13 protein-coding genes and 1 pseudogene are annotated in these 12550 nt (G+C 32.7%); 7 read left to right on the top strand and 7 right to left on the bottom strand.

The genetic code is table 11. The features are described 5' to 3' along the window. From QZZ53_RS14735 to xrtF, 4 genes and pseudogenes are all read right to left on the bottom strand, one after another. Positions 1–186 (bottom strand): annotated as a pseudogene (locus tag QZZ53_RS14735) (hypothetical protein); the annotation flags it as partial. 154 nt (positions 187–340) lie between these two features. Next, positions 341–754 carry a hypothetical protein gene (locus QZZ53_RS14740; RefSeq protein WP_296386073.1) on the bottom strand — a complete coding sequence of 138 codons (414 nt, stop codon included), beginning with the start codon at positions 752–754 and terminating at the stop codon, positions 341–343. A gap of 51 nt (positions 755–805) precedes the next feature. Next, entirely contained in the window at positions 806–1234 is a 429-nt protein-coding gene (locus QZZ53_RS14745; protein ID WP_296386075.1) for an exosortase F system-associated protein, read from the bottom strand. Next, positions 1227–1778, bottom strand: a complete 552-nt coding sequence (xrtF, locus tag QZZ53_RS14750) for an exosortase family protein XrtF (RefSeq protein ID WP_296386077.1) — start codon at positions 1776–1778, stop codon at positions 1227–1229. Before xrtF ends, QZZ53_RS14745 begins: the two co-directional genes overlap by 8 nt. Positions 1779–1869: 91 nt before the next feature. Between xrtF and QZZ53_RS14755 the strand changes: the two genes are divergently transcribed. Beyond that, the gene (locus QZZ53_RS14755) at positions 1870–2328 is read left to right on the top strand and encodes a GAF domain-containing protein (RefSeq protein ID WP_296386078.1); all 459 of its coding nucleotides are present in this window, start codon (positions 1870–1872) and stop codon (positions 2326–2328) included. 9 nt (positions 2329–2337) lie between these two features. Here the strand turns inward: QZZ53_RS14755 and QZZ53_RS14760 are convergent, their stop codons facing one another. Continuing rightward, positions 2338–3591 carry an ABC transporter permease gene (locus QZZ53_RS14760; protein WP_296386080.1) on the bottom strand — a complete coding sequence of 418 codons (1254 nt, stop codon included), beginning with the start codon at positions 3589–3591 and terminating at the stop codon, positions 2338–2340. A 125-nt stretch (positions 3592–3716) separates the two neighbouring features. Continuing rightward, positions 3717–4967, bottom strand: coding sequence for an ABC transporter permease (locus QZZ53_RS14765; protein WP_296386081.1), 1251 nt, complete (start codon positions 4965–4967; stop codon positions 3717–3719). Positions 4968–5111: 144 nt separating this feature from the next. Between QZZ53_RS14765 and purH the strand changes: the two genes are divergently transcribed. The 6 genes from purH (at position 5112) to rodA (ending at position 12330) form a co-directional block, all read left to right on the top strand. Continuing rightward, positions 5112–6641, top strand: a complete 1530-nt coding sequence (purH, locus tag QZZ53_RS14770; RefSeq protein WP_296386083.1) for a bifunctional phosphoribosylaminoimidazolecarboxamide formyltransferase/IMP cyclohydrolase — start codon at positions 5112–5114, stop codon at positions 6639–6641. 112 nt (positions 6642–6753) lie between these two features. After that, positions 6754–7782 carry a rod shape-determining protein gene (locus QZZ53_RS14775; RefSeq protein WP_296386085.1) on the top strand — a complete coding sequence of 343 codons (1029 nt, stop codon included), beginning with the start codon at positions 6754–6756 and terminating at the stop codon, positions 7780–7782. 10 nt (positions 7783–7792) lie between these two features. After that, positions 7793–8614 (top strand): rod shape-determining protein MreC, encoded by an 822-nt coding sequence (mreC, locus tag QZZ53_RS14780; protein WP_296386087.1) that lies wholly within the window; start codon positions 7793–7795, stop codon positions 8612–8614. Then, on the top strand, positions 8607–9113 hold the full coding sequence (gene mreD / locus QZZ53_RS14785; RefSeq protein WP_296386089.1) for a rod shape-determining protein MreD: 507 nt from the start codon (positions 8607–8609) through the stop codon (positions 9111–9113). The genes mreC and mreD overlap by 8 nt, the downstream gene beginning before the upstream one ends. After that, entirely contained in the window at positions 9110–11044 is a 1935-nt protein-coding gene (locus QZZ53_RS14790; RefSeq protein ID WP_296386091.1) for a penicillin-binding transpeptidase domain-containing protein, read from the top strand. The genes mreD and QZZ53_RS14790 overlap by 4 nt, the downstream gene beginning before the upstream one ends. A 5-nt stretch (positions 11045–11049) precedes the next feature. Continuing rightward, the gene (gene rodA / locus QZZ53_RS14795) at positions 11050–12330 is read left to right on the top strand and encodes a rod shape-determining protein RodA (RefSeq protein ID WP_296386093.1); all 1281 of its coding nucleotides are present in this window, start codon (positions 11050–11052) and stop codon (positions 12328–12330) included. 55 nt (positions 12331–12385) lie between these two features. Here the strand turns inward: rodA and QZZ53_RS14800 are convergent. Continuing rightward, positions 12386–12550, bottom strand: a 165-nt coding sequence (locus QZZ53_RS14800; protein ID WP_296386095.1) for a hypothetical protein, incomplete at its 5' end; no start/stop codon positions are given.

Raw genomic sequence — 12550 nt, forward strand, 5'->3', positions numbered from 1 at the left:
AGATCCTGAATACATTCCGATTGAATCAATTGAGACAATTATCTCGACAATAAAAGGCACAAATACTTTATTATTAAATGGAATTAAAAATGTTCCATCATCATTGGTAATAGTGCCTACTGAGGAATTTAGCCAATAGACGTTTGCTCCAGGTAATGGCATTTCTTTAGAACTACTTGTTTCTAAAACTACGCCTTTTAATTGTTCTTGCGCAGATAGTGCTAGCGACTATAGCATAATATTTATTATAATGTATTTTTTCATGTTTTTGATTGTAGGTATAACTGAATAGTGCATAAAATGCACATCTTTAATGTTTCAAAAAAAAGTTATATCTAAATCAAATAAGGTAAGTTTCATCCAAGAGCAGTATGTCTTTGATGAGTATTGGAGGCATATAATTTTTGTGAGGAATAACCAGATTAGGCAAACCTTCTAAACTATTAACATAAGAATACGTATAAGCAACAAGTACTTGCTTTTGTATATCATTTAAGTCTTCAAACGAGTTTGTTGTTAATTGATTAAGGCCTTCAATAACATCTATTTCGTCCTTACAACAGGTTTTTTTTGTAATATTAACACTGTCAGTTTCAGCAAGATCATCTGCACACTTTTCAGTCTCCGTAAATACAGCAACATCAATCAACACACCTCCACAGAAATGTTTCTCTATCGTTAATGATAATGTCGAAAACAACACCAAAAATGATAAAGTAACTGAAAACGCTTTATGTATGCATGAAAATTTCACAGCGCAAAGTTACAAAATATTTAAAAGAGTGCGTGTTGATTTATAAAACTCTTAACGATTAAGTTTATAATAATAGAACGCTGGTAACAACAGAATTAAACCAATAGGCTGAATTAAAAAGCGTCTCACATTAAAAAATAAATAATAATCTTCTTGTTTAGGGTTAATAACAAAATATAAAAATGGAATAAGTAATAAAACGTATGCCAAGCCAAATACAATTGATGAAAATTTAATAATACTCTTATCTTTAAATATCACAAATAATATACCTAGTGACAAAAGTGTATTCAACAAAAATCGCAAGCTGGTAAATAAAACCAATTTAGCAACTTCGCGTCGAGGGTTATCTATATATAGATAGTCATTCTCAAAAAATGTGAGATACGGATCGTAAAACAAAACACCTTCAAAAGCTCTTATTAATACAAGACCTAAAAACAAGACCAATAACCATATGTATTTTGAAGTTTTATTCACTCGTCTTTTTATTTTTAGAAAAACGATTTACCCATACCATCCATAATAAAAAAACAGTTCCGTATATGAGCATAGGAAAAATAACGGTGTGTAATACTTCTCGTCTCCAAGGGTAATGATATAAACCTACAGACAAAATCACTATCCGAATTAAATTAAAAGCATAGATAATAATACTTCCGGCAAAACAGTATATTAAGGTCATTTTAAATTTATCTGCAAAAGCAATAACAAAAGACAAAAACAGAATAATAATACTTATCGCGTTGCAACCTTCAATAACTCTTGCCACAAACTTTCCGTTAATAATGATTTTCATTGATGGTTCATTAGCATGTGCTACAGTATTTGCCTCATAACCTATTCCATTTAGTAAGGAATTAGATTGTTTTGCAACTAAGTTGGTCAAATAATCTGGATAAAATTTAGAACCATCTGATAAATTTAAATACAAATTATAGCCAATAGTAAGAACACCATACACAGCCAAAAAGATGACTATAAAACGAATAACTAATTTGTATTTAACTAAAAGTGCTTTCAAATAAAATTTAAATGAGTTAGATGTTAAATTTATAAAAACAGTATTTTAAAATAGAACATTTTAAAATACTTTTACTAAAAGTTTTTAAACAATGTCCTTAGAAGAATTAAAACAAAAAGTTAAACTAATCGTTGCACAAAACAAGCTGACTGTTGACCAACGTTTACTAAAGATTTGCGAAACCCTTGAAGCCAATATTGACCATTACGATTGGGTTGGGTTTTATTTTAAAAACGGAGATAAGGACGAACTAAAATTAGGCCCTTATGTTGGAGAGCCTACAAATCATACTATAATTCCATTTGGAAAAGGTATATGTGGACAAGTTGCTATAAGCAATCAGAATTTTGTGGTACAAGATGTTGCGGCTCAAGACAATTATATTGCTTGCAGCATCAGTGTTAAGGCAGAAATCGTCATCCCAATTTTTGTTAATGGAGAAAACATTGGGCAAATAGATATTGATTCTAAAACTCCTGACCCTTTTATCGAAGCTGATGAACGCTTTTTGGAGTTTGTTTGTAAAGAGGTAGCCAAACTCATAAGTTAAGTAATAAAATTACATTCCAGTTCTAATCGCCTCCACAGGATCTAATCGAGAAGCAGTTAATGCTGGAATAACTCCCGAAATCAAACCTATAAACGAAGAAATTAATAGACCTAGAGCCATATTTTCAATAGAAAGCACAAATTCAAAATCTTCTGTCATTCTGCTGCCAATGGCAGTTCCTATCCAAACTAAAAACAAACCAACAATTCCGCCAACAATAGCTAAAATAACAGCTTCAAATAAAAATTGAAATAAAATAAACTTATTCTTAGCACCTAAGGACTTCTGAATTCCAATAAGATTGGTGCGTTCTTTGACACTCACAAACATAATGTTAGCAATACCAAAACCTCCAACCAAAAGTGAGAAGCCACTAATAATCCAACCGATAGCATTCATACTACTTATAATACTATCAATAGCGTCTTGTAGTCCTGAAATAACACTAATAAAAAAGGTATTGATTTCATCTGGTTTTAAACCACGCCTTCCTCTCATAGTTTGAATAACTTCAGACTTTAAACCTTCTATATCTGCATCTTTTTGGGGTTTAATAATTACAATATTTTTAAAATTTGGATTGTTTTGTCCATATTTATTTCTGAAAAAATTCGCTGGAAGAAAAATTGAAATATCATTACTATCGCCAAACATACCCGAACCTTCTTTTTTTACTACACCAATAACTGTGAATTTTTGACCATACAAACGAACCTTCTTACCAATAGGTTCAAACTCCCCAAATAAAGATTTTGCGATTTCTGAACCAATAACAACAACAGCTTTACCAGAATTAGATTCAGACTCGTTATAAAAACGCCCTTTTTCAAACTCTAAAACTTGAATATCAGTGAATTCATTTGACACTACGACAGTATTAACACTGCTGACCAATTCAGATTCATATCTAATATTTTCGCGTCGTACGAATATCTGAAAAGCCACATGCTCTGCTCCAGTTAAGGACGTCTTTAGACTTCTGTATTCATTGAATGTAACCTCATCAAATTGCTCACGTTTCCAACGAGGAACATCTGTCGGCCCAAAAGACATGTTTGCTAAATACATAGTATTACTATCTAAAGCACTAAGTTGAGACGTAATAGTTTTGTCTAAGGAATCTACTGCAGCTAATACAGCTATGATAGAAAATATCCCAACAGTTACACCCAAAAGCGACAGAAATGTTCTTAGCTTATTGTTACGAAGCGCATTTACTGCGAATGAGAAACTTTCTTTAAATAAACGTAAATATAAGAGCATAAACTATTCTGAATCTTGAGTTTAAAGATACCACTTTAAAGATTCCGAAAAGTTAAATTATAGGAGAAGTTATACTTCTTTATTTTCAGTTATAGTTACTGAGCATAGTGTGATTAAAAATTGTATTACATCCCAGTTCTAATAGCTTCTACAGGATCTAATCTTGAAGCCGAAATTGCTGGAATCACACCAGATATTAAGCCAATTAGAGTAGATAGCATAAACCCTAAGAACATATTACCAAAGGATAATACAAATTCGAAATCGCCTGTGAAATTAGACATTATCATAGCTATAATCCACACCAAGAATAAGCCAACTAAACCTCCAACAACTGCAAGAATAATCGCTTCAAATAAAAATTGAAATAAGATAAATCTATTTTTCGCTCCTAATGATTTTTGAATCCCAATTAAATTCGTTCGTTCTTTAACACTAACAAACATAATATTTGCAATACCAAAACCACCAACTAATAGAGAAAAGCCACTGATTATCCAACCTATGGTATTTAATACAGAGATAATTGCATCAATAAATGTGACTAATCCTGCTAATTTATTTACAAAAAAGTCATCATCTTCACCTGCTTTTAACCCACGATGAGCTCTAAATTTTTGCTTCAATACTTGTTCAAAAGCTCCAATATCAACGCCAGCCTTTGGCTTAATAATAACAGCTCCTGGTAAACCATTAACTCCTCCATTTCGAAAACGACGCACAAAATTAGCTGGTACATAAGCTCTATCATCTGGAGAGTCACCAAGACCAGCACCTACTTTTTTTAGTACTCCAATAACTGCCAATTTTCTACCATAAACACGGATTTGTTTCCCGATTGGATTAAGGTTATCAAAAAGGTTTTCAGCTAAATTGGCACCTATAACAATCACAGGAGCACCAGTTTCAGATTCTAATTCTGAATAAAACCTCCCCTTTTCAACTTTAAAATCTTCAATAGTATAAATTTCATTAGATACTGGAGTTACTGTAACACCACTCACAGTTTCAGCTTGATATCTAATCGTTTCATTCCCACCAAAAATAACATAAGCAGAAGCTTCAATGTTTGGCACATTTCGTCTTATAAACTCAAAATCATCATACTCTGTTTGTGGAAAATTATCACGCTTCCAACGTGGCACATCTGTTGGACCAAATGAAAATTTGGTTAAATAGATTGTGTTTTTATCAAGACCTGCTAAGTTTTCTTTAATATTTCGGTCTAAAGAATCAACTGCAGCCAAAACTGCTATAATCGAAAAAATACCAACAGTAACACCTAAGAGTGATAAAAAAGTTCGTAATTTATTATTTCTAAGTGCATTTAATGCAAATGAAAAACTCTCTTTAAACACTCTTAAATAGACAAGCATGATTGGATTATTTTATCGCGATTTAAAGATAAGACGTTTTCAACAATTCATTGTTACAAAAAACTTAAAGAAACTGGTTTTATCATCAAGATTTTACTATTGAATATCCGTATTTTTGCGCCATCAAAATCACAACACAACATTATGAGCAACAAAACCATTTCATCAGCACTAATTTCTGTTTTTAGTAAGGATGGATTAGCACCAATCGTAAAAAAATTAAACGATCTTAACGTTACTATCTATTCAACAGGTGGAACAGAAAAGTTTATTAAAGATTTAGGAATCGAAGTGGTACCTGTAGAAGACGTTACGTCTTATCCTTCAATTCTTGGTGGACGTGTAAAGACTTTACATCCAAAAGTATTTGGAGGCATATTAAATCGTCAGAATCATGATGGTGATGTTGCTGAATTAGCAGAATTCGAAATTCCACAAATCGATTTAGTGATTGTTGACCTTTATCCTTTTGAAAAAACAGTAGCTTCAAGAGCAAGCAATCAGGATATTATCGAAAAAATTGACATTGGAGGAATTTCATTAATTAGGGCTGCAGCTAAAAATTATACAGATGTGACTTGTGTATCTTCTGTAGAAGATTATTCTGATTTTCTAGAATTACTTGAAGCTAAAAATGGAGAAACGTCTGATGACGACAGAAAACGTTTTGCTGCAAAAGCATTCAATGTATCTTCTCACTACGATTCTGCAATTTTTAATTATTTCAACAAGAACCATGAAATAGCTTCTTTAAAAGTTTCTGAAACCAATGGCAAAGTATTACGTTATGGAGAAAACCCACATCAGAAAGGTTTTTTCTTTGGTGATTTTGATGACATTTTCACAAAACTTCATGGTAAAGAATTAAGCTACAATAACCTTTTAGATGTTGATGCAGCTGTAAATTTGATGTTAGAGTTTAAAAACGACTCACCAACGTTTGCCGTTTTAAAACACAATAATGCTTGTGGTTTAGCACAACGTGACACATTACACCATGCGTATGTAGATGCATTAGCAGGAGATCCGGTTTCTGCTTTTGGAGGTGTTTTAATTAGTAATTCTGAAATTGATGTGGCTACAGCTGAAGAAATTCATAAATTATTTTGCGAAGTGGTGATTGCACCTTCTTTTTCTTCAGAAGCTTTAGATATTTTAAAAGGCAAAAAGAATAGAATCCTATTAATTTTGAAAGATATTGAAATGCCTAAAACTAACGTCAGAAGTTGTTTAAATGGTGTTTTAGTTCAAGACAGAAACACGATTACGGATACACTTGAAGGTTTAAAACCTGTAACGAATAGTACTGCTACCTCAAATGAACTAGATGATTTAATATTCGCTTCAAAAATTTGTAAACACACAAAATCTAACACCATTGTTTTAGCAAAAAACAAACAACTTTGTGCTAGTGGAACAGGACAAACTAGTCGCGTTGATGCCTTAAACCAGGCAATTCATAAAGCAAAGTCTTTCAATTTTGATTTAAAAGGAGCAGTTATGGCAAGTGATGCCTTTTTCCCATTCCCTGATTGTGTAGAGATTGCAGATAACGCAGGTATTACTGCCGTGATTCAGCCAGGTGGTTCAATAAAAGATGAATTAAGCATTAATTATTGTAACGAAAATAATGTATCAATGGTCTTTACAGGTACTCGCCATTTTAAACATTAAAAAATATTTAATCAAAGAACGTCCATAACTGTAGAAATAACGTATATTTTATTACTTTTACAGATAGTCATATAAAGTAGACTAGCATAACCCAAATAATTAATAGTAGCACATGGGATTTTTTGATTTCCTAACGGAAGAAATAGCCATTGATTTAGGAACAGCAAACACATTAATCATACATAACGACAAAGTTGTAGTTGATAATCCTTCTATAGTAGCCAGAGACCGCATAAGTGGTAAAATCATAGCAGTTGGTAAAGAAGCCAACATGATGCAAGGAAAAACACACGAAAACATTAAAACCATTCGTCCTCTAAAAGACGGAGTGATTGCAGATTTTGATGCATCTGAACAAATGATAAGTTTGTTTATAAAGAACATTCCTGCATTGAAGAAGAAATTTTTCAATCCTTCATTACGTATGGTAGTTTGTATTCCTTCTGGTATTACTGAGGTTGAAATGCGAGCAGTAAAAGAATCTTGTGAACGTGTTAATGGAAAAGAAGTGTATTTAATACACGAGCCTATGGCAGCAGCTATTGGTATTGGTGTAGATATTATGCAACCAAAAGGAAACATGATTGTTGATATAGGAGGTGGAACCACTGAAATAGCAGTGATTGCCCTTGGAGGTATTGTTTGCGACAAATCTGTAAAAGTTGCAGGTGATGTATTTACAAACGATATTATATATTACATGAGAACACAACATAACTTATATGTTGGTGATAGAACAGCTGAAAAAATTAAAATCCAAATTGGTGCAGCTACTGAAGATTTAGAATTGCCACCAGATGATATGAGTGTTCAAGGTCGTGATTTACTAACAGGAAAACCAAAGCAAGTTCAAATTTCATTCAGAGAAATTGCTAAAGCTTTAGATAAGTCTATTTTGCGTATTGAAGATTCAGTTATGGAGACATTATCTCAAACTCCACCAGAATTAGCGGCAGATATTTATAATACAGGTATTTATTTAGCAGGAGGTGGATCGATGTTAAGAGGTCTTGACAAGCGTTTATCTCAGAAAACAGATTTACCTGTTTATATCGCTGAAGATCCTTTAAGAGCTGTAGTTAGAGGTACAGGAATTGTACTTAAAAACTTACCTAAATATAAAAGCGTATTGATTAAATAAGCGATAAATAATGCAACAAATTTTCAATTTTGTTATAAAGAACAAAACCTTTCTGTTGTTTTTATTGCTTTTTAGTATAGCCTTAGCTTTAACCATTCAATCGCATTCGTATCACAGAAGCAAATTCATAAACTCTGCAAACGGATTAACAGGTGGCATTTATGGCACATTCAACTCTGCAGGTCAGTATTTTAATTTAAAGGATGAAAATGCTATTCTTGCAGAAGAAAACAAATTCTTAAGAGAACAGTTACTAAATTCGATTTCAACCAAAGATTCTTCTTATGTTGACACTAGCTATTCAAAAGGAAAATATAGAATTAGCACCGCACAGGTTTATAAAAACAGTTATTCACTTACCAACAATTATCTTACAATAAATAAGGGCAAAAATGATAGTATTAAGGAAGATTTCGGAGTAATTACCTCTAAAGGTATTCTCGGAATCATAAATAATACTTCTAACAATTATTCGACCGTACTTTCTATTTTAAACAAGAAAAGTAGCATTAATGCAATGTTAAAATCGACCGATCATATGGGTTCATTAAAATGGAATGGAGATTCGCCTCATTTTGCACAATTGGATGATGTTTCAAAGTTTGCTCCTGTAAAAGTTGGTGATACCATTATTACAGGTGGACAATCTGTTATTTTCCCAAAAGGAATTAACATAGGAGTAATTGAAAGTTTTGAAACAGATATAGGTGGAGATACATACACTATACAAGTGAAATTATTCAATGACATGACTAATGTTGGTACAGTTTATATCCTAGAAAATCGAGATAGAGCAGAAATTAAAATGCTAGAGAATAGTACAAATGAATAATGTTGCCGTTACACATATCGTTAGGTTTATAGTATTACTTCTAGTTCAAGTTGTTGTATGTAATCATATTAATTTCCTTGGCTATATTAATCCTTACATATATATCATTTTTATCTTTTTGTTTCCCATTAGAGAGAACAGATTAGCCTTGCTATTAATAAGTTTTTTATTAGGTATGCTTGTAGACATGTTTTCAGATTCGGGAGGAGTACATGCAGCTGCTGCACTTTGCTTAGCTTATGCAAGACCTATTCTGCTTAAAACGTCGTTTGGAATGTTATATGAACATCACAGTATTAAGTTTAGTAATACTGAAGTAGGACGTCTAATCACCTATATTACTTTTGGCACAATTCTTCATCATTTTATATTATTTTCTCTCGAAATTTTTAACATATCCAACATACTTTTAATACTAAAGAAGACGTTATTTTCAAGTATTTCCACTATTATTCTTAGTGTATTAATTATAATTTTGTTTAGCCGAAATAAGAAATGAGAAAACTGCTACTACTAACGACTGTTATTCTGGTTGGTCTCGTTTTTATTGCGCGTTTATTTTATCTACAGGTTTACAATAATTCTGCTTACACTATTTTTGAAGATAGTGCAATTAAGCCAGAATATAACTATCCAAAACGTGGCTATGTCTATGACAGAAACGGAAAGTTATTAGTAGCTAATCAGCCATCATATGATATGATGGTTATTCCGAGAGAAGTTGTGTCCATGGACTCTCTCAAGCTGAAAGAGTTTTGTCTTCTTTTAAATATTACAGAAAAAGAGTATCATAAAAAACTTAAAAGAGCCACTAATTATTCAACGAGATTATCCTCCCCATTTGTGCCTCAGCTTTCAAAAACAGATTATGCTGTTCTGCAAGAAAAAATGCAAAAATACGAAGGCTTTTATATTCAAAAAAGATCGCTTAGGTCTTATCAAACAACTATAGGCGCTAATGTTTTAGGTGATATTGGCGAAGTAAATCGTAGAATTATTACAAAACAACCCTATTACAAAATGGGTGACCTGATAGGAAATCAAGGTGTTGAAAAAACTTATGAAAAAACATTAAGAGGACTAAAAGGAATTAAATTTATACAGAAAGACCGTTTCAATAAGAATATTGGACCATACAAGGATGGTATTTACGATACGTTACCTAAACCAGGTAAAGACATTACATTAACCATCGATTCAGAGTTACAAGCTTATGGTGAATTACTCATGAAACATAAACGTGGTGGTATTATTGCTATTGATCCTCAAAGTGGTGAAATATTGGCAATGGTATCTGGACCAAGCTATAATCCAAATCTCTTAGTTGGAAGAGATCGCTCTAAGAACTTTACAAAGTTATACAGGGATACGATAGCTAAACCTTTATTTGACAGAGGACTAAAAGCGCAATATCCTCCTGGCTCACCTTTTAAGGTTATTAATGCACTCATTGGCCTACAAGAAGGTGTTGTTGAGACTAATGACAAATTCACCTGTAGAATGGGCTATTATTATGGCAGTAGAAAATTAACAGGTTGTCATCATCACAGAAGTCCTGTTGCGATGAATGATGGTATTGCACAATCTTGTAATGCCTATTTTGTGAATGTCTATCGTCGTATTGTCGATAAATATAATGATGCAGGAAAAAGTATGAATATTTGGGCAAATCATGCTAAAAGCTTTGGTCTAGGAAATTATTTAAATAATGATTTATCAGTAGGCTCAAAAGGCAGAATACCTGATGGAGATTATTATGACCGAGCATATGGTGATAATCGTTGGGGCTCAACTTATATTGTTTCCAATGCTATAGGCCAAGGTGAAGTTGAGGCTACACCTATTCAACTTGCAAATATGGCAGCAGCTATTGGTAATCGTGGTTATTATTACACACCACATATTATTAAAGAAATTGAAGGAGACACTATACCTAGTAAATACACAACTCCAAAATACACAACTATTGATAAGCAACATTTTGAACCAGTAGTTCAAGGCATGTTTGATGTCTACAACAAAGGAACAGCAGAAACGTTAAGAGTACCAGGAATTGAGATTTGTGGTAAGACAGGAACTGCAGAAAATTTCGTAAAAATTGACAGTGTAAAAACACAATTAACGGATCATTCTATTTTTGTAGCTTTTGCTCCAAAGGATAATCCGACAATTGCTATTGCAGTTTTTGTTGAAAACGGATATTGGGGAAGTCGATTCGCTGGTAGAATGGCAAGCTTAATGATTGAAAAATATATTAAAGGACATATTACAAGAACCGATCTAGAAAAGTGGATTCTTACACATAGTCTCGAGAATGAATACGCAAAACCTTATTCAGGAGAACCTTTTAAAATTAATGGAGAAACTACACTTCAGCTTATTGATAATTACGCTATCAAAAACTCTAATCAAAAAGACATAAAACAATAAAATCGATGCTTAGAGAAAACCAAAGACGTTTTAAATTCGATTGGCTTACAATAATTTTATTTTTATTGCTTGTAAGTTTTGGGTATCTCAATATTTTATCGGCATCTCATGTTGGAGAAGTTACTAGTTATTTTGACACCTCTCAACCTTTTGGAAAACACTTGATATTTATTGGACTAACCCTTGTCCTCATTGTACTAATTCTCTCATTTGAAGCCAAGTTCTACGAACGGTTTGCCAGCATTATATATATAGTTGCTATTCTAGCATTAATCGGTCTATTTGTTTTTGGTAAAGATGTTAATGGAGCACGCTCTTGGTATGGGATTGGCAGCATGACGATTCAACCCAGTGAATTTGCCAAATTTGCCACGGCATTAGCTGTTGCTAAATACATTAGTGACTTACAGACTAACATGCAAACTTTAAAAGACCAACTGCGCGTTGCTGGTATTATATTTTTTCCCGCATTACTAATTTTGTTACAAAATGATGCTGGTAGTACAATTGTTTATCTTGCATTTTTCTTTGTATTTTATAGAGAAGGTTTACAACAAATTTATTTAGTTGTAGCCTTATCATTAATCATTTTGGCTGTCTTAGCCTTAAAGTTTGGCATTTTAGCCACAGCTACAGTCGCTCTAGCTGTATTAGTTACAAGATATTTTCTTCGGAAAAAGAAACGTGCATCTATTCTTCAATATTTAGCTGTACTTGTTGTTTGTGTAGGTTTTTCTTATGGTGTGAAATTATTCTACGAGCATGTTTTAAAACCACATCAGCAAAACAGAATAAGCCTTTGGTTAAGACTAGAGAAAGATCCTGCCAAGCTTGAACGCATGAAAAAGGAAGAGGCCTATAACCTCATTCAATCAGAACAAGCCATAAGTTCGGGAGGTTGGACAGGCAAAGGTTTTTTACAAGGCACAAGAACCACTGGTAAATTTGTACCAGAGCAACACACCGATTATATCTTTAGCACAGTTGGTGAAGAATGGGGATTTTTAGGAAGTAGTCTAGTTGTCCTATTATTTGTAATGCTAATTATTCGGGTTTTGTATTTAGCCGAATCTCAAAAGTCGCAATTCAGTCGTGTTTATGGCTATGGAGTTGCTTCAATTTTATTTGTACACTTTACAATTAACACAGGTATGGTTATGGGCTTAATACCAACTGTCGGTATTCCTTTACCTTTCTTTAGTTATGGAGGCTCTGGCCTTTGGGGCTTTACTATTTTACTATTCATTTTTGTGAAGCTAGATAGTAATAAGATCAATGAATGGTAAATAAAAGAGACCACTTTAACAGCAGTCTCTTTTTATATAAAATTAAATATTTGATTTACTTCAAACTAGTCAAACTTACTTTAATAGTTTCAATCTTAGCTAAAGCGTCTGCTTCTTTCTTTTTTTCTGAAGCAACAACTTGTTCTGGTGCGCCTGCAACAAAACGCTCGTTAGATAATTTCTTTTGAACAGATTTTAAGAACCCTTCTGTGTAATTCAA

The organism is Winogradskyella sp., from assembly GCF_016744625.1.
Taxonomy (GTDB): Bacteria; Bacteroidota; Bacteroidia; order Flavobacteriales; family Flavobacteriaceae; genus Winogradskyella.